Raw genomic sequence first — 18,464 nt, 5'->3', positions numbered from 1 at the left:
GCATGTACATAGAATTTGCAGGCCTGCCGGCATCAGGTAAGACGACATTGTCGTCAGCATTAAATAAACATTTAAAATTGTTGCAACGATATTGTTTGTATAGAAATGAAGCAATCATACAATGTATTAAAAAGCGGGATGACGGGCGTATTAAAAATATGGTGAAACTTTTGCCTTCCCGGATATGGTTGCCGTTTATGGGGGAACGATACATCTTGCCGGAATTTGTTACCTTTTCTTCCCGTCACCTGGAATTGATTGCTTTGATTTCAAAAGCGCTCGCAGGGTCAAATTTGCCGAAACTGCTGATAGAATCCATATGGAATACAATTGTAAGAACTTTTTCAGAAGTACATCTGATTTCTCAATATCTTGATGATTCTGATCTGGTCATTATGGATGAAGCCTTTTCCCAGAGGTGTTTTACCTTGTTTGCATACATGGAAAGTACGGTTTCAGATGAACTGATAACCAGGTACGCAAAATTGGCCCCTATTTCAAATCATTTGTTTTGGGTTGTGACCGATCCCAAAATCTGTGTGGAACGATTTATGCAGAGATTGCAAATTCGGCCGTTGCCATTCGGATTCCAGACCAACAGTAAAGAGTTGCTGGAGGAATTTGAGTCGGGTCATAATGTTTTGAAGCGGTTAAGCACCGCATTGGAAGATCAGGGTAAAAGCGTATATCGTATCAGTGGAGATAAAGATATGCATGACTCCATTTCGCAAGTATGTAAAGCTTACAGTGTGCCGAATTGATGTATAACAAAATTAAAAAAACAACCAGCGCTGTTAAATATACTTTAATATTTAAGACATTAAGTCAGTGCTGTGGGCTTATTGCAACGGTTTTGCTTGTCAGGGCGCTTTCCGAATTTGACTACGGAGTTTACAACCTTCTTTATTCGGTCATCGGACTAATTGGAACAGTTTTATCCTTGGGAATAGGAGATGCGCTGCTGCGATATATGCCTGAATATTATAATAGGGGAGAATTCAAGATTGCTCATAATTTATTCAAAATAAGCTGTGTTATTCGGATGGTGGCGGATGTTGCAATCCTTGGATTTATTTTATTGTTATGGCAGCAAATCGCCCCTTTTTTAAAAATTACAGAATATAAATCGTATTTCATGCTTTTTACTTTGATTATTGTTCTGCATCAACAGCGCAATTTCCTTGAGATCGTTTTGTCATCTTATTTTCTTCATAAATATTCAAAACCAATTGCTCTTTTGTTTGCGATCATAAAGGCGATAGGATATGGATTTATCATTATTTACGATAAAAATCTGTGGCATGCAATTATAATCGACCTGTCTGCCTATCTAATTTCTTTTGCCTTGCTTCAAATATTATATTATAATAAAATTCCTTTTTCTTCTGGAACAATTGATTCTATTACAAGCAATGAGAAAAAAAGAGTTGGAAAATACGCCCTTTTTTATAATTTTAATAATACCGGTGTGGGGGTTTTAAGCGCTAATTTTGACAATTTTATCATTGTTATGTTATTAAATCCTGTTGCTGTCGGGGCTTATTCCTTTTATGTTCAAATCAATCTTCAAATATCATCATTGCTCCCATTAATCTACCTGAGGGACGTTATTAAACCGGCATTTTTTGCCATCGGAACATCGTTGTCTCAGAAAGATAAATTAACGCAATTTTTTCAAAGTCTTGTAAAAATAAATTTGTTTTTTGCAGTCCCATGTTGTTGCTTTTTATTTATATTCGGTGACTATATTAGCAGCATTATCTCAAATAATAAATTTGTAGAGTATTCTTCCATCCTATGTGTCATGTTTTTTTTTTCCATTTTAAATTCCTTGCCTATTGCCACAGTTGCTCAGCTAATGGAAAAGGCAGATATCGTTCTCTACAGCAAGATTTTTGCCGTGTATAATATTGTTGCAGACTTGATTCTAATTAAGTTTTTCGGGATATGGGGCGCGGTGTTCGCAACTGGAACGGCGACCTTATCCAAAAATATTTTTATTTGGTATTTTGTTAGAAAAGAAGCCAGTTTTAAAGGATTGGAATTGTTTATGATTAAAATAAGCCTGTTTTGGGCGGCAATTTCTGTTTTTATATACAGCCTCAGCAAAATAATTCCTTCCAATATTACTTATCAACTTCTTTTCGGAGTTTCGATATTTGCAATCGCTTTTTTTATTCAATTTGGTTGTAATTATTTCAGGCCTGATGAAAAACAAATTTTTAAAACAGTATCAGATGGAAATTCAAAATGGATTTTTCTATTTAAATTATTAAAAATGCTTCCTGGTTAGGGCTTGTGAATTGAATTTATGTTTAGATGATGAAAGGAATTTAATTCTAATAGGTTCACGGTTCTTTTTATATGAAAGTCTTAAAAAATCCATACAGAGACTTTCAATCTTTGTTGTGGGCAAACATGGATAAAAGACCAAGTCTGCCCGTGGCAGTTATATAAAAAAAATTAAAGAGAACAAATTTAAAAGTTCGGAGGAAAAATATGTCAACAAGATGTTCTAAATGTATATTACCATCTGATTTTCCAAGTGTTCATCTAAGTAAGGATGGAGAGTGCAATTATTGTAGTTTGTTTGAAGAAAAAAAGATTAATGCTCCAAGGGAGTCTAACAAAGATCGTGAGTTAAAATTTGAAAAAATTTTGGATAGATTTAAGGGCAAAGGGCAATATGACTGTTTGGTTCCTGTTAGTGGTGGAAAAGACAGCATGTATGTTTTATATGTGCTTGCAAAAAAATACAACTTAAATATTCTGGCCTATAATTTTAATAATGGTTTCCAATCTCCCTTGGCTGTCCAAAATATAAAGAGGGCCGTCAAAAAATTGGGCGTAGATCTAATCATTTATAAGCCTAATGAAAATATGATGTTTAAGTTTTATAAAATATTTTTAAGCCAAGCCGGCGAGATTTGCGGGCCTTGTAATACCTTTATTGCATCAATGGCAAAAAAAATTGCTAAACAGAATGGTATTCGGCTGATAATGACGGGCAATTCCGCCAAATATTCTTCGGCCATTGATGGAGTAAGTGCATCAACTTATTGTGATCGCAAATATTTTTTCAGTGTTTTAAAGGAATATAAGGACATTCAAGACTATATGCGCAATATTTTTTATTCACCAATAGTTCATGGCTTTTGGAAATTAACCGGAACAGGGCCTGAAAAAGTAGATGTCTTAAATTATTTACATCCAGGAGTTGCTAATCTTCAGAAAATTATAGAAAAAGAAATTGAATGGGTGCCCCCGTCTGATGAATATGAACATGGTGACTGTTTGCTGAATTTACTTAAAGATTACCTTATGTGCCGAAAATGGGGCTATAGCGAATTAACGCAGGCATACAGCGCATTGATAAGAAATGGTGAAATCAATAGGGAAGAAGCGCTTCAAAAAGCTGAGATGGAAGAAGTTCGAGAACCGCCAGCCATACTGGAATCGTTTCTTGAAACGATCGGTTTGTCAAACGATGAGTTTGAGGCGTCTAAAAAACGGCATTTTACAGATTTCGCGAATTATAGCAGCAGTCCTTTATACATCCTGGGAAAAAAATGTTTGAATTTGGTACATCAATCAAAATAACAAAAAATTTCGTTTGCCTTGGAGTCTGTTTTTTTAACCTGGGACAAGCTGTAGAATAAGCCTCTTCTGGAAGATCCTCATAAATTGGTTTAAATTGTCTCGTCTTATGTCGTTGGCCGCTTTGGAAGAATTTTTTTAGGAGAAAAGTATGAACAGTAAAATTTCAGATACTGTATGGGATATTTTGGTATGTCCATATTGTGGAGCAACGCTTGAGAAGGCAGATCAAAATATAATGTGCATTCATTGTCACTCTGATTATAAATCAACTGAATCTGGAGCCTTGGATTTTCGACTTCAAAAAAAAAAAGAGTATCCCTGTAAATTTACCTTGGGGACACCGTTGCTTCCAGAGCAAGGATTTAAATTCAATGTATTGCAAAAAAATAACAACCCACAAGTAGATTTTTCCGATATTAACGTTCCATTTCATCTGACAAAAGAATTGATAAGTTATTTTCCCAGGGCAAAAACAGATAACAGTTTAATGTTGGATCTTGGTTGCGGCAGTACCATTCATCGGGAAGTCAGCGAATATGCAGGGTTTGAGTATCTCGGCCTGGATTATGAATCTAAAGAATGTCAACTGCTTGGCGATGCCCATTCTCTGCCTTTTAAAGATGATAGCTTTGAATTTATTTTATCTATTGCGGTTCTTGAGCATATAAGATTCCCTTTTGTCATGATGAAGGAGGCCTATAGAGTTTTAAAACCAAATGGGATATTTATTGGAACGGTTGCATTTCTTGAGCCCTTCCATGGGGATAGTTTTTATCATCACACCCATTTGGGAACATACAATTCTCTTCAAGCCGGTGGCTTTAAGATTGAAAAGCTTTGTCCCAGTGCTGAATGGTCGGTACTTACAGCACAAGCAAACACGTTGTTTCCTAAAATGCCTCGTTTTCTAACAAATTCTATTTTAATGCCCGTTAATATTTTTCATAAGATCTGGTGGCGTATTGGTAGCTTTTTTTCAAAAAAAGCCTTGGAAGAGACGAGAATACAAAATACTACAGGTGCATTTACTTTTATCGCTCGAAAAGATGCCATGTAAGCAAATTAGATCTGCAATCGCTTGAAAACGGCTTGTATAATAATTGTTTTTTGAAAAAATATGTGCTGTCAGCGTGTTTAATGCTTGAGTTACAGGTAGATAGATTACCTGTAACTCAAGTTGGTTCAATGGACAACCAAATTATGAGCAAAATAAACAAGAAAATTTAAAAGCCCCAAGATTGATAATAAGAAGGCAAAAAATATGCAATATAAATATTATAAATTTTTGATATGTTCGGATCTTTATCGTATTAAAGGTGAAGTAAGTTTTAAGTTCTTTCTTTGGCATTTATTTCGATGGAATGTGTTTAGGTATAACTATTGGATGCGCACCTGTTCCTATACTAAAAGTAATATGTATTTAAAATATTTTTGTTATCCAGTTGCAAAATTTTTACTTAACCGATTGAAATATAAATTAGGTATTTCAATACCACCGGAGACTAATATTGGAAGTGGGTTTTGTATTGGCCACTTTGGTGGAATTACAGTCCATCCCAAAACTACGATAGGAAAAAATTGCAATATTTCTCAAGGGGTAACTTTAGGAAAAGCGAATCGAGGAAAACATAAAGGCTATCCAGTATTAGGCGATAATATTTATATTGGCCCCGGCGCAAAAATTTTTGGTGATATTAAAGTTGGAAATAATGTCGCTATTGGCGCTAATTGTGTCGTAACAAAAGACGTTCCTGATAACTCTGTTGTTGTCGGTATTCCTGGAAGAGTAATTTCAAAAAAGGGATCAAAAGGATATGTTAATAGAACAGACTATGATGAAAAAGCGTTCGCAATATATTAAATTTTTAAAGTAATTTGCCCATTGAAGACAGTTCGGCGCAGTATCAAATTAAAATGTTCCATCGGCTCAATTTGCTTATAAACGGTTTGGTCACAGCCCACTATTTCCAAATTTCAGACAGCAGTTACAGAATTTTCTTGCGGGCTATTTATTTATGATATTGCGCCTTCAACGGATTTATAAGGATTTTAAAATTGGTCTGATTTTTGCTGATGCAACAGGTGGAATCCACCCCATTATACCACCCGGGTGGAAGATATCTATTGGGAAAGTTGATTGCGCTGAGAGCGATGTCATCAGAGGGGAGTGGTGCAAGGATTATCTTTGATGAGTGCTGGATTCATCAACTTCCAACTGGCGCAATAGCAGAGTAGGAACCTCTATCACGCTTAGACCTTGCGAAATTACTGGCTTCACAACGAACCTATTGGTTTCCTTTCTATAAGTCTAACCCTGGAGATACGGTTATTGATGTGGGTACTGGGATCGGCTGTGAGATGATTTCGTTCTCACTTGCTGTAAAACAAAGCGGCCCAGTGTTTTTGATTGAGGCCCACCCAAAGATTTTTAAATGTTTAAAGAAAACATGCGAATATAATGGACTCAAGAACTTTGTTCCCTTTAATATTGCAGTTGTAGATGCGGACAAAGAAGTATTCCTTGGAGAAGCCATTTATCACTATTGTAATAGCCTCAAAACCTAATGGAACTGTAAGCTTAGTTGGCCGCAGATTGGACGACATCTGTAAAGAATATAACATTTACCGGATTGACTATCTTAAATGAACGTTGAGGGGGCAGAGAAGTTTGGCGTTAAAAGTATAGGCTGGATGATTAAGAATATTGCCTATGCAGGGAGGATAGCTTGCCACGATTTCAAAGCCGATAGGACAGATAACGACTTCTTTCGTACCAAGACTGAGGTCACTCAATATTTTATAGAGAATGGGTTCAAGATTGTACAGATTCCTTTTGAAGAGCCTTGGGCTCAGGATTACGTTTTCGCATACAATCAGCAGCTCATCAAAAAGTAAGCATGTGTGTGTATTCTACGCATACATGTGCAATGGCATTCGCTTTATACGCTGCCCGTACTTCCTTCTGTTGTCCATTGTTCCGGAATCGGTAATGAAAATTCATTTTAATAATACCGTTGTCAAAAATAGATGGTTTGTTTTATTATTAAATACGTTTTAGGGAATTGATTTTTTGAATATAAATTTTATAAAAAAAACCAATAACGCGATTAAATATACTTTAATATTTCAAACTTTGAGCAAATGTTTAGGTTTTTTTACCATAATTTTGCTTGTCAGGGCACTATCCGAATATGATTATGGAATTTATAATTTGCTTTATTCGACACTATCTTTGATAGGAACGGTAATGTCTTTGGGTGTCGTCAACACCTTACAAAGATATATTCCTGAATATTATCAAAAAGGTGAATATAAAATTGCACATAATTTATATAGAACAGTTTCGTTTTTAAGATTGATGGCTAATGTAATCTTACTTGGCATTACACTTGTTTTATGGGAAGAGATAGCTCCTATAATAAAAATTACGGAATATAAACACCATTTTATGTTTTTTACCCTTATTATTTTTGTTCATATGCAGCGTAATTTGCTTGAAATATGTTTATCTTCTTATTACCTTCATCAATATTCAAAAAAAATTGGATGTGCTTTCCCGCTTATCAAATCTGTGGGGTATGGGTTGATTATTCTTTTTGAAAAAAATATTTGGTATGCCATTATGACGGATTTATTGGCATATCTAATTGTTTTTACAGCACTTCAAATATTATATGTCAAAAAAATTCCCGTTTATAAAGGAAGCATGGATAAGTTGAGCAATTATGAGAAAAAACGATTAATCAAATATTCAATGTTTTATAACTTCAATGACGCCGGGGTCGGCTTGCTTACTTCAGGATTTGATAATTTTATTATTGCCATGTTTTTAAATCCCATTGTTGTTGGTGCCTATGCCTTTTGTTATAATTTAAAAAGTTTAATCAGCAGTTTATTACCGTTAGTGTATTTGATTGATGTTATAAGGCCGGCTTTTTTTTCCACCGCGGCTTCATCAACTAATCAAAATTCAGTTTTTTTTCAAACGATAGTAAAGGTAAATTTGATTTTCAGCCTTCCATGTTTTTTTTTTATGTTACTATATGTTAAGGATATTATATCCCTTGTTTATAATGGAAAATTTATTGCATATTCATCAGTTTTAACCACCATGTTTTTTCTCGCTGTTGTGAACAATTCATTATCGCTCCCTATCTCTTTAATTGCACAATTCCAAGAAAAAGCTGATATCATTTTTTATAGCAAAATATTTGCCGTTTATAATTTAATTGCGGATGTGATTTTAATCAAATTGTTTGGAATATGGGGTGCGGTGTTTGCAACGGAAACCGCAAATTTCGGTAAAAATTTATTTGTATGGTATTTTGTTCGAGGTGACGCCCATTTTAAGGGGATGGGAATTTTTTTATTAAAGATTATTTTTTTCTGGATGGTAATAGTCAGTTCTGCATATTATATAAACATTTTTGTGATTCATACGGTCGTGAAATTATTAATGGGTAGTTTGATATTTTCCATCGCGTTTATTTTTCAATTTAAATGCGATTATTTTTTGAATAATGAAAAAAAAAATTTTGCAATGATCTCACAAAATAGTCCAAAGTTACTTTTTGTATTTCGAAAATTAAGGATGTTGCCTGATTAATAAAGGTATTTTATAACCTATCACTTTTAGAATATGAAAAAATACATCTCGTTGCTTATTTCGATCGTTCCCGTGAATATTATTAGAATATTTTTATATAATAATATTATGGGATACAGTATTTCCTATTCTTCAAAGATTGGGATTGGCTCAATTATTGCCGTTCGTACGGCACGAATTAATGAATCCTGTTTAGGAAGCTTTAATAGATTTATTGGCGGATTTGACCTGATTATCGGTAAAAAAAGTGATATTGGAAGCTTTAACGAGTTTGTTTGCACTTCCAGCAGTGCAGGAAAAGCATTTTGTACAATTGGAAAAAATGTTCATATAACAAAATGCCATTTTTTTGATGCATCCGGAGGGCTGACGATAAAAGACCACACTCGTATTGCTGGTAGGGGGAGCCAGTTTTGGACTCATGGAGGTCAGCGGGAGAAAACGGAAATAGTGATAAATGAAAAGTGTTACGTTGGTTCGGCTGTTAGGATGACTCAAGGCGTTGAGATCGCACAAAACAGCTATGTAGGGCTTGGTAGCGTCGTCGTAGATAGTTTTAAGTCACCGGACATATTAATCTTTGGCCATCCTGCAAAAAACATCAAAAATGATATTATAGCAAGAAAATCTTTGGTGCCATAAAATAATGATGAATCAAGGGAGTGCTTGATGGAAGGATCGCTATGAAAGATGACATCAGAATGAATTATATAGATTTTTTAAGATGTTTGGCAATATTTTATATTGTTGGAATACATCATATAGATGACTATGCCGGAGATATTTATCACAACAATGTCGATGACGTCATAACATATATATTTTTGGGTCTGTTTGTTTTTATATCAGGATATTTGTTAAGTCTAAGAACCTGTATAAACAATACAAAAGATATATTGGATTTTATTTTTAAAAGATTTTTAAGAATTTATCCTCTTTATGTTTTGGGATTATTGTTGTTCTTTTTTTCTAAGTTAATATCTTTTAAAAGTTTTTTATTGCATCTGCCGTTTTTGAATATATTGCTTGATAAATCAGTCTTTACCCTTTGGTTTGTGACGATGATCTGTATTTTTTATCTTTTTTATCCTCTGTTTGTATATAAATATAGCCTGTTAAAATCAAGCGCAGTATTGCTTGTACTATCTGTTATTATCTGTATTTTAAGAAAAATATTTGGTTTGTTTGATATTCGTTTGCTTGTTTATTTGCCGGTATTCTTCATGGGTATTATTTTTGCCAAGCATAATGTAAAAGAAAAGTATTTTAACAATAAAAAAATAATCATGGGGTCTGTAATGCTGTTTGCAATGGCATTATTTTTATATTTTTCACTTAACAGGTTCAATAAAATATTCTTGATGGCATTTATTATGAGTTCAATACCAAGCGTACTGTTGATCGGTGAATATTGTTCTAAAATAATTCATAAATATGTTTATTCTGCAATTTCATACGCTTCATTTTGTATGTATCTTTTTCATCGTCTTGTTTTTTCTTTATTAACTCATATTTATAACCCGTCAAATCATATATATATGGTGATATATCTTTCTGTGATAGGCCTTCCAATCATTATTGCAACCTCTTTTTATATACAGAAATACTATGACTATTCGATTGAACAAATTTCATGATTGCAAAGGAACAAAAATAAAATGCGTTTAAAACTGTGGTATGAATTTTTTTTTAATAAACTTGTATGACTCTAAAGATGGGTGCTTGGTTTTCATATGAATAAAAAAGTTTTTTTTATCGGAGGCAGTTCTTATAGTGGCTCAACAATGCTGGATATGATGTTGAGCAACAGTCCTGAAGGATTTTCTGCAGGTGAGGTGTATGCACTTTTTCGTCCTTACCGACCCATCAATTTTGAATTAAAACCTAAATGCGGTTGTGGAAATCCAGATTGTGATTTTTGGTTTAAAATACGTAAAGCAGGGGAAAAGCATCTTTACAAAGCCATTTTCAGACAAATGCCTGAAGTTTCTTTTATTGTTGATTCCAGTAAAGAACCATGGTGGATTAAACAACAATCAGAATATTTAAAATCACAAGGTATTGACGTGTTCCATATATTAATCTGGAAAGAACCGGCTGCTTTTGCATATTCCATGCATAAACGGGTGCGAAAGCATTGGAAAAAATTTTGGAAAAATTATCATCGGCTCTATTTTTCTTTTATCAAAAATTATATCGTTATTTCATATAGCGACCTTGTAAAGTCCCCTGAAATCCTTTTGTCTGATTTGTGCCGGAAAACCGGCCTTGTCTTTCATTCTGGAAAAGAAAAATATTGGAATAAAAAGCATCATACCTTATTTGGTAACAAGTCAGCTAAAATACATCTTTACGGTAAAAATGAAGAAAGTATTGAACAGGATAATTTCGAGAGACAGGAAAGTCATCAAACAATATACCATAACACCGGTTATTTGGATTTATTGCCTGATGAAATAAAACACGACATTAAAAATGATCCTGATTTAAAAAAGATTGTATCTGTTCTTAAAGATGAATCTTCTCCATCTTTGGACATTTGTTTTTCATCTTCTCAGCTTGAGTTACGCAAAATAAGCTGGGCAATTAAACTTGTGATAGGAAGGGTCTTGGGTCGTTATTGGCAATTATTTTAAGCTTTATAAATGGGAATAAAAGATGGAGCAAAAAAAAAAACTATCGATAATCCTTGGAAGTTATTGGGGGCAGTGTCAAGGGGGAGCGGAACTGCAATCCCACTTCATCGAACAAGAAGCCATGCGGCAGAAATGGGAAACACATTATTTGTTCTTAGCCAATAAAGATGAATATGAAAATCAAAATGGAACTATACTCCATCCCATTATCAAAAAAAAATTATGGAATAAATTTGGAAATATAAAATATCCCTATACACTGAATTTATTAAAAAAGTTGAACAAATTAAAGCCGGATGTTATCTATCAGCGCAGCGGCATTGCTTTTACCGGGATTGCTGCTTATTATGCAAAAAAAAATAATTGTCAGTTTATTTTCCATATCGCCCAGGAAAATGACGTGCAACCCTGGCCTATTCCCTGGCAAAAACCTTATCTTATTCCTGAATTTAAACTGGTGCAGTATGGTATTAAAGAGGCCGATATTATAATCTCTCAGACCTGTTACCAAGCACAAAAACTGGCTGAAAATTATAGAAGAAACTCTTTGGTGATTCCAAATGGTCATCCTGTTCCTGCCGATTGTAAAAAGGTAAATTCAAAAATTATAATTCTTTGGATAGGAACCTGGAAACCTGTAAAACAGCCGGAAATTTTTGTTCAGCTGGCTGAAAAATTTAGACCTATAAAAAATGTTCATTTCATTATGCTGGGACGTACGGAACAATATTATAAACTTGTTCTTAAAGCCCGGAGGAATAATATTGAAGTCAGAGGTGAGGTGTCCAATGATGAGGTCAATAAGTATCTTGAAAAGGCTCATGTTTTGATCAATACCAGCAAACATGAGGGGTTCAGTAACACTTTTATTCAGGCATGGATGCGGCGGGTCCCAGTGGTGAGTTTAAATGTTGATCCTGATGGGGTTATGCAAAAAAAAGCAATGGGTTATTGTTCAGGCAGTTTTAATAAACTTGTCCGGAATACCGGGAAATTAATCGAAGATAATGGGATGCGGGAAAATATGGGTGCAAATGCCAGAAAATATGCAGTAGAAAATTACTCTTTGGATAATATAAAAAAAATATTAACATTAATGGATTATCGTTGAATCAAGGTTGGCTTTTATGACATATAAGGCCTCGAAAACTGTACTCAATCTGCTTATTCTTTACCAAAAGCAGTTTGGTCATCATATTGACACTTATTTTTATTGTAAATATTTACGGGACCGACATAATATCACCTATCTGTGCTGGGACTATTTGATGCCAAAGGATGCAATGGAAGGCATCAATGTAATTTATATATCAAGGGCCGGTAACCTTCTGGTCCGCAATTTAAGATATATTCGTGCCGTCATATCATATTTGCGTCGTAATAGTGTTGATGTTTGTTTTATTGTTTATTTCAGAGGGTGTTCACTGTTGAAGTTGTTACTTCCTAAGAAAAATTTTGTTTTTGATATCAGGACCGGATACATAAAACAAAATGTTTTATCAGGCATGATATATAATTTTTTTTTAAGATTGGAATCCATCTTTTTTCGTCATATAACGGTTATTTCAAAATCGCTGGCAGAAAAATTAAAACTGGAAAATAAAAGCAAGATATTATCATTAGGGTCTATCCCAATATCAGATCGGAAAGGTGACTTTAATGATGTAAAATTGCTCTATGTGGGCACATTATTAAATCGCCGAATTGATAAAACCATCCGTGGACTTTATGCATTTCTTCAGAAAAACGCTGCAGCCGAAAATGTGATTCAATATACTATTATCGGGGACAGCGACCATGATGAGCTTGAGCAATTAAAAGGTCTTGTTCAAAAATTAAACCTTGAAAAACATGTCCATCTTTTGGGACGGATTCCCTTTGATCAATTAAAACCTCATTTTGATACACATAATATCGGCGTTTCTTTTGTTCCGATAATTCCCTGTTTCGATGTTCAGCCGCCTACAAAAACATTTGACTATCTTTTGTCCGGTATGCCTGTCATTGCGACATCCACATCTGAAAATAAACTGGTTATTAATAAGGGTAACGGCGTTTTGATTGATGATACCATCGAGGGATTTGCCAGCGGCATAGAATCTATATATAAAGGACATCCTCAGTTTAAATATCAGGAGATCAGATCGGCAGCACAAAGATATCATTGGCGATTCATTGTCGATGATTTGGAACAATATTTGTTAAGTGTCTGTAATTCAAAATAAAGTCAACTGGTTTAAGTTTTTTGGGAGGCGATATCATTAAAACCAAAGGAAATATACTGATTGCTTTTTTATTAATTATCATTTGTTTTTTACTGTCAATTATCTATTTTCAAAAAGCAAATTGGGATGATATCAGTGAAAGAAACGCGCCTTTGTCCAGTGTTTATCCCCATGGAAAGATGAAGGTTACCGATGTGATTGATCACGATTCTCATATGAAAATGCCGGCAATGGGCGGGGTGCCGAATACTGTCGGCAAGCATCCATCAAGCCGGTATTCAGCGGATACGGAATACAAAGAAAACAAAGTTTATTATATTGACAACACAAGGGGTAATAATCGAAATTCCGGCACCAGTATAGATAAACCGTGGAAAGATTTTTCCAACATAAAGAAAGTCTCATTTGCACACGGAAGCATGATTTTATTGAAAAGAGGTGAAGTGTGGAATAATACTTTGTTTACTCCTCCTGGCGGTAATGAAAAAGCAGCGATTATTATAGGCTCTTATGGTCAAGGTGATTTGCCTGTTATTGATATGCAAAAAAGCCACTCCGTCGGTATTAGAATATATCATTCATATATTTCGATACAGGATTTAAGAATACAAAATTCTGCAAAGACGTGCGTAGCCGTATCTGCAAAAGGTTTTAAAAATATTCAATTAAAAAATTTAGAAATACTGAATTCTGGAAATAACGGCATTAGCGTTCATAAAGGGGGGACAGGGTTAAATATAAGCGGATGTTATATTGAGAATTCAGATAATAATGGAATCCATTTAGGAGGATCTGCTGAAAATAAATTAAGCAATGTTGTCATTAGTGAATGCCATATTAAAACAGTATTAAAAAATGACGGAATTACAATTCATGAAGACGGATTCGGTCATACGGCTGGGTTTAATTTTTTATTGAAAAATAACTTTGCTGAAATGTGTGCGGAAGAGGGGTTCGATATCACGACCGGAAGGGATATCCTTTTATTAAATAATCGATCGGATCAGAATCAGCATGGGGGGGTTGTTGTCGGTCATTCAGCACAAAATGTTACCATCAGGGGGCATATCAGCAGTAATGAACCGACAAAGATGACATCAGCTGCAATAAATCTGGCAGGGGGTTCCGGGACTATAAGACTCATGAACAGTATTATCAAAGGAGACGGCTATCATCTATTACTTATAAGAACGAGCAATATAGCGGTTTTTAATAATAATTTTATTTGGAATGGCGGGAGTGCGCCGATTGATATCTCCGGAAAAATTGATAATGTGTATTTCATTAACAATATAATAGCGTCTAAACAAAATAAAATGAGCAGGATCAGATTTTTGGAGGCATTGAGACCACCGGATCATTCAAGTTTTTATTTCGACTATAATTTATATTATACCCCTGACAACCATGTTGTTTTTTATCATAACAAAAGAAATTATGATTTTAAACAATATCAAAACGCATTTAAAGTTGATCAGCACAGTCGGAATATTAATCCTGAATTTGCTGATTTTTTTCAAGATGAATATCATTTAAGAGAAAATTCTCCGGCAATCAACCATGGATGTTTTTATACATCTCCTGTTTCACAAGAGATTAAAAATCAATTGGTCGTCAACAATGCATTGTTTTTCTACAAAAATATTAATTCTGATCATACTCAGTGCATCATGTTTAAAGGTCTCAATAAGCTTTTTCATATTGTTGATGTTGATTATAAAAGTAATATAATTTTGCTCAATGAAGCGGTTGATCCCAAATTTCTGGATGGAATAGGGGGGTGTTATCATCAGTCCGGCTTGGATATCGGAGCACATGAATTTATGAATGATTCAAAAAAAAAATTTGACGTCTCAAAAAAATTATAGGAGTTATGTTTATATAAATGGAAGCAATCAGTAAAAAAAAGATTTTGATAACACTTCCTTCATTAAAGAATGATCCTGGCGGGGTTGCCCACTATTATAGATCGGTCATGCCTTACTTATATGAGTCGGATAATATCGGGATAAAAATATTTGAGATTGGCAGCACCCAAGGAAAAAATAAACTTTTTCATCAAATTACAGATCAAATAAAATTTATAAAGCAAATAATTTCCATGAAACCTGATCTTGTTCATATTAATCCATCCTTAAATTTTAAAAGTTTCATAAGGGATGGATTATTTGTTTTCTGGGCAAAAAAACAAAAAATTAAGGTTGTTGTTTTTTTTCATGGATGGGAACAAAAATTTGAAAAAAAAATTCATGGTGTCTTATTAAAATTTTTAAATTTGACATATAAAAAAGCAGATTCTTTTATTGTTCTTGCTTCTGAATTTAAGGCTGCACTTAACATATTAAAAATAAAAGAAAAAATTTATATTTTAACAACCGCTGTGAATGAATCTCTTCTTAAACGGTTTTCAATTGAAAAGAAGATAAAAAGGATGAAAGACGATAGCACAATTCATATTCTTTTTCTTTCAAGGCTTGAAAAAAAAAAAGGTGTTTTTGAAACCATAGATGCTTTTAAATTATTGTTGAATAAACAGTATTCGATCACTCTTTCCATAGCAGGAGATGGCAGTTTAACAAAAGAAATTGTTGAATATATAGATCGCCTTGGTTTAAATAACAGCATTTTTATGCCGGGCTATGTTAAAGGGGAGGAAAAAATTGATATTTTTGAAAAGCATGATATTTATTGTTTTCCAACCTATTATGGAGAAGGAATGCCGACTTCAGTTCTCGAGGCAATGGCTTTTGGAATGTCTGTTGTTACAAGGCCCGTTGGTGGTATTAAAGATTTTTTTAAGAATGGAAAAATGGGCTATTTATGTGAAAATACAAGCCCGGAAATTATTGCTGAAATGATGGAAAAAATCATATGTGATAAAAAAAGTATGCTCAATACGGCTGAATATAATTATAATTACGCAAAAAAACATTTTATTGCATCAGTCGTGGCAAAAAAACTTTTAACTATTTATGGTAATTGCAATTTATAACCATGTCGATCTCCTGGTATATAAAACGTCTTCAGCGAATGACTTTGCCTGAGATCCCTTGGCGGATCAGGGAAAAATCAAAAAAGAATTTCGATAAAACCAGAAATTTTAAATCTCCTGAAATTTGTTTGATGCCTGAGTACTCTATTTTTTCCCTTTATAGAGATTCCAAACCGCAAAATATTAATGGTTTTTTTCCAAAAACCTTACAAAAACATTTATCAATAGCAAATTTAGCACTCAAAAACCATTTTTCAGCTTTTGGAATAAATGTTTTTTTTAATTCTCATATTGACTGGCATAGGGATCCTGTAACTGAAAGAAGCTGGCCCAAAAGCTTCTGGGGGGATATAGATTATCGTGATAAAAGATTTGGTGGGATAAAATTTGTATGGGAGATAAATAGGCTTTATTATTTATTTCCCCTGGCAATCTCTTATAGAATTACAAATGATCAAAAATATGCAGATAAGATTCTTTTTTTGATAAAATCATGGATAAAAGAGAATCCGTATCCAGTTGGTGTAAACTGGTCAAGCGGTATTGAGGTCGGTATTCGGCTTGCAAATCTTGTATGGGCACTTTCCTTTCTGGAAAATTATGATTTTGCAACAGATGATCTTAAAAATATAAATACATTTGTCTGGTTTCATGCCAATCACCTTAAAAGATATCCGTCAAAGTTTTCATCGTCAAACAACCATTTGCTTGCCGAAGGGTTTGGCTTGTTTGTTGCCGGGTTGTATTTCCCTCACTTGAAAGGTAGTGAAACATGGTTTAATCAAGGCAAAAAGATTCTTGAAACAGAAATTTCACGTCAAATTTTACCGGATGGTGGTAGTTTTGAATATTCAACAACATATTTATCTTTTGTTATCGATTTCTTTTTATTGTTTAAAATCATATGCGATATCAACGGGATTGAATATACGAAAAACATAGATAAACGACTTGAAACTTCCTGTGAATTTATAAAATCTATAATGGATAAAAATGGGAATATGCCGAACATTGGGGACCAGGATAGTGCTGTTTTGGTCAATTTCGGCATTTCAAGCCTGGATAATTTTTCTTCAATTTTGAATACAGCGTCTTTATTGTTTGATAGAAAAGATTTTGTAACTGCTAAGCCTGATTTAAAGACTTGGATTTTAACTGGATTTCCCTGTGAATTATCAAAAAAACAAAACTATATGGGACCAAAAAAGAGCATCTCTTTATGTTTAAATAAATTGAATGGAGGCAAACAAATAAAAAATGCGACCGATTGTTCGTTTCAGATGCACAGTCACAGCGGGCTTGCCGTTATTAAAGATTATATTGAAGAAAAGGAAGTTCTGTTTATAGGCAATGCCATGCCACTTGGGATGGCGCCGCTTTATGCCCATGGACATCTGGACGCTCTTTCTTTTACATTGTCTGTGAACGGGCTGGAGATGTTTATTGATCCCGGTACTTATCGCTATCATAATGCTGAAAAATGGAGAACGTATTTCAGGTCTACGGCAGCTCACAATACATTGCGGATCAATAAAACAGATATGAGTGATCAGCAAGGTGATTTTATGTTTGGTAAACCGTACCGTATCATAGAAAACTGTCTTATAAAAAAAGGGAATAAAGTGATATGGAAAGCCGGGCATGATGCCTATCTGAAAAAAAAAACATTTGCAGGGGTCACACGTGAAGTGGTTTGGAATCCCGATATAAAAGAATTTATGATAACGGATTCTATAAAGCAAAATAAGAAGATATTTATTGAGCAGTTTTTTCATTGTCATCCAGAATGTCGAATTAAGGCTTTAGATAAAGGGTTTATTATAAAACGGCGGGATGAGGAGGTCATACTGGCTTTTTCTGAGCATCTGAATTCACAGATATTATGCGGAGATCATGAGCCTGTTTCAGGATGGTATTCGCAAAATTTTAACGAGATCACGGAAACATTCACTATCCGATTTTATGGGGATGCTATCAATGATAGCGATATTATCACCCGCATCATATTAAATTCTTAAAAATTAAAGAGAAAAAGATTTATGGGTATGGTGTTTTTTTTATAGGAGCGTTTTGATTATTCCCAATAACCCACATGTCCTATCGGACACAACAAAGCATGAAACACTTGTAAATTTGAGGAAATGGTCATAGCTACCATATTTTTTTTATTTACCACAAATATAAAGATTGAGGATAGCCATGACCAAGTATTCAAATAGCACATTTTGGTAAAAGGTAGTTTTATTCCCCCTGAAAATGTTCGGGAATGGCGTGAATTAAGTCGGTTGAGAAAAACATATACCGAGTCACTTTCAGATTATAAAAGGCGTGTCCACAAATTATTTATTACCGCAAATATTAAAATTGATTCCATAGCTTCAGATCTGTTTGGTTTGTAAGCGATG

General features: G+C 34.0%; 16 protein-coding genes and 1 pseudogene. All 17 read left to right on the top strand.

Features of this window, described 5'->3' with window-relative positions:
- Positions 1–2: 2 nt before the first annotated feature.
- Complete coding sequence (locus TOL2_RS19565) at positions 3–761, top strand: hypothetical protein (RefSeq protein WP_014959013.1); 759 nt, start codon at positions 3–5, stop codon at positions 759–761.
- Positions 761–2,293, top strand: coding sequence for a lipopolysaccharide biosynthesis protein (locus TOL2_RS19560; protein ID WP_014959012.1), 1,533 nt, complete (start codon positions 761–763; stop codon positions 2,291–2,293). The genes TOL2_RS19565 and TOL2_RS19560 overlap by 1 nt, the downstream gene beginning before the upstream one ends.
- 206 nt (positions 2,294–2,499) lie before the next feature.
- A complete protein-coding gene (locus tag TOL2_RS19555; RefSeq protein WP_014959011.1) occupies positions 2,500–3,600 on the top strand; it encodes an N-acetyl sugar amidotransferase in 1,101 nt (366 codons plus the stop codon).
- 148 nt (positions 3,601–3,748) lie between these two features.
- The gene (locus tag TOL2_RS19550; RefSeq protein ID WP_014959010.1) at positions 3,749–4,657 is read left to right on the top strand and encodes a class I SAM-dependent methyltransferase; all 909 of its coding nucleotides are present in this window, start codon (positions 3,749–3,751) and stop codon (positions 4,655–4,657) included.
- A 327-nt stretch (positions 4,658–4,984) separates the two neighbouring features.
- Positions 4,985–5,461, top strand: coding sequence for a serine O-acetyltransferase (locus tag TOL2_RS19545; RefSeq protein WP_232507974.1), 477 nt, complete (start codon positions 4,985–4,987; stop codon positions 5,459–5,461).
- 473 nt (positions 5,462–5,934) lie between these two features.
- On the top strand, positions 5,935–6,165 hold the full coding sequence (locus TOL2_RS26110; protein WP_041279637.1) for a class I SAM-dependent methyltransferase: 231 nt from the start codon (positions 5,935–5,937) through the stop codon (positions 6,163–6,165).
- A 78-nt stretch (positions 6,166–6,243) separates the two neighbouring features.
- On the top strand, positions 6,244–6,495 hold the full coding sequence (locus TOL2_RS19535) for a hypothetical protein (RefSeq protein ID WP_041279636.1): 252 nt from the start codon (positions 6,244–6,246) through the stop codon (positions 6,493–6,495).
- Between the two features lie 175 nt (positions 6,496–6,670).
- Positions 6,671–8,206, top strand: a complete 1,536-nt coding sequence (locus TOL2_RS19530; RefSeq protein WP_014959007.1) for an oligosaccharide flippase family protein — start codon at positions 6,671–6,673, stop codon at positions 8,204–8,206.
- 72 nt (positions 8,207–8,278) lie between these two features.
- Positions 8,279–8,848, top strand: a complete 570-nt coding sequence (locus tag TOL2_RS19525) for an acyltransferase (RefSeq protein ID WP_232507972.1) — start codon at positions 8,279–8,281, stop codon at positions 8,846–8,848.
- A 41-nt stretch (positions 8,849–8,889) separates the two neighbouring features.
- The gene (locus TOL2_RS19520; RefSeq protein WP_014959005.1) at positions 8,890–9,843 is read left to right on the top strand and encodes an acyltransferase family protein; all 954 of its coding nucleotides are present in this window, start codon (positions 8,890–8,892) and stop codon (positions 9,841–9,843) included.
- Between the two features lie 96 nt (positions 9,844–9,939).
- The gene (locus TOL2_RS19515; protein WP_014959004.1) at positions 9,940–10,842 is read left to right on the top strand and encodes a sulfotransferase family protein; all 903 of its coding nucleotides are present in this window, start codon (positions 9,940–9,942) and stop codon (positions 10,840–10,842) included.
- Positions 10,843–10,864: 22 nt separating this feature from the next.
- Positions 10,865–11,953 (top strand): glycosyltransferase family 4 protein, encoded by a 1,089-nt coding sequence (locus TOL2_RS19510; RefSeq protein WP_014959003.1) that lies wholly within the window; start codon positions 10,865–10,867, stop codon positions 11,951–11,953.
- A gap of 16 nt (positions 11,954–11,969) precedes the next feature.
- Positions 11,970–13,067 (top strand): glycosyltransferase, encoded by a 1,098-nt coding sequence (locus TOL2_RS19505; RefSeq protein WP_014959002.1) that lies wholly within the window; start codon positions 11,970–11,972, stop codon positions 13,065–13,067.
- A 20-nt stretch (positions 13,068–13,087) separates the two neighbouring features.
- Entirely contained in the window at positions 13,088–14,935 is a 1,848-nt protein-coding gene (locus tag TOL2_RS19500; protein WP_014959001.1) for a right-handed parallel beta-helix repeat-containing protein, read from the top strand.
- Positions 14,936–14,952: 17 nt separating this feature from the next.
- Positions 14,953–16,059: a glycosyltransferase family 4 protein gene (locus tag TOL2_RS19495; RefSeq protein ID WP_014959000.1), complete on the top strand. Its 1,107-nt coding sequence runs from the start codon at positions 14,953–14,955 to the stop codon at positions 16,057–16,059.
- Between the two features lie 2 nt (positions 16,060–16,061).
- Positions 16,062–18,077, top strand: a complete 2,016-nt coding sequence (locus TOL2_RS19490) for an alginate lyase family protein (RefSeq protein ID WP_148278154.1) — start codon at positions 16,062–16,064, stop codon at positions 18,075–18,077.
- Between the two features lie 201 nt (positions 18,078–18,278).
- Positions 18,279–18,455, top strand: a pseudogene (locus TOL2_RS26170) (IS110 family transposase); the annotation flags it as partial.
- Positions 18,456–18,464: the final 9 nt, after the last annotated feature.

This window comes from Desulfobacula toluolica Tol2 (genome assembly GCF_000307105.1).
Classification (GTDB): Bacteria; Desulfobacterota; Desulfobacteria; order Desulfobacterales; family Desulfobacteraceae; genus Desulfobacula; species Desulfobacula toluolica.
The sequence above is the reverse complement of the archived record's forward strand: the minus strand, read 5'-3'. Positions and strand labels throughout refer to the sequence as shown.

Excerpts from the sequence above, each read along its gene's own strand:
- TOL2_RS19565 (WP_014959013.1), top strand. The coding sequence starts at position 3 with ATGTACATAGAATTTGCAGGCCTGCCGGCATCAGGTAAGACGACATTG.
- TOL2_RS19560 (WP_014959012.1), top strand. The coding sequence starts at position 761 with ATGTATAACAAAATTAAAAAAACAACCAGCGCTGTTAAATATACTTTA.
- TOL2_RS19555 (WP_014959011.1), top strand. The coding sequence starts at position 2,500 with ATGTCAACAAGATGTTCTAAATGTATATTACCATCTGATTTTCCAAGT.
- TOL2_RS19550 (WP_014959010.1), top strand. The coding sequence starts at position 3,749 with ATGAACAGTAAAATTTCAGATACTGTATGGGATATTTTGGTATGTCCA.
- TOL2_RS19545 (WP_232507974.1), top strand. The coding sequence starts at position 4,985 with ATGCGCACCTGTTCCTATACTAAAAGTAATATGTATTTAAAATATTTT.
- TOL2_RS19535 (WP_041279636.1), top strand. The coding sequence starts at position 6,244 with ATGAACGTTGAGGGGGCAGAGAAGTTTGGCGTTAAAAGTATAGGCTGG.
- TOL2_RS19520 (WP_014959005.1), top strand. The coding sequence starts at position 8,890 with ATGAAAGATGACATCAGAATGAATTATATAGATTTTTTAAGATGTTTG.
- TOL2_RS19515 (WP_014959004.1), top strand. The coding sequence starts at position 9,940 with ATGAATAAAAAAGTTTTTTTTATCGGAGGCAGTTCTTATAGTGGCTCA.
- TOL2_RS19510 (WP_014959003.1), top strand. The coding sequence starts at position 10,865 with ATGGAGCAAAAAAAAAAACTATCGATAATCCTTGGAAGTTATTGGGGG.
- TOL2_RS19505 (WP_014959002.1), top strand. The coding sequence starts at position 11,970 with ATGACATATAAGGCCTCGAAAACTGTACTCAATCTGCTTATTCTTTAC.
- TOL2_RS19495 (WP_014959000.1), top strand. The coding sequence starts at position 14,953 with ATGGAAGCAATCAGTAAAAAAAAGATTTTGATAACACTTCCTTCATTA.
- TOL2_RS19490 (WP_148278154.1), top strand. The coding sequence starts at position 16,062 with ATGTCGATCTCCTGGTATATAAAACGTCTTCAGCGAATGACTTTGCCT.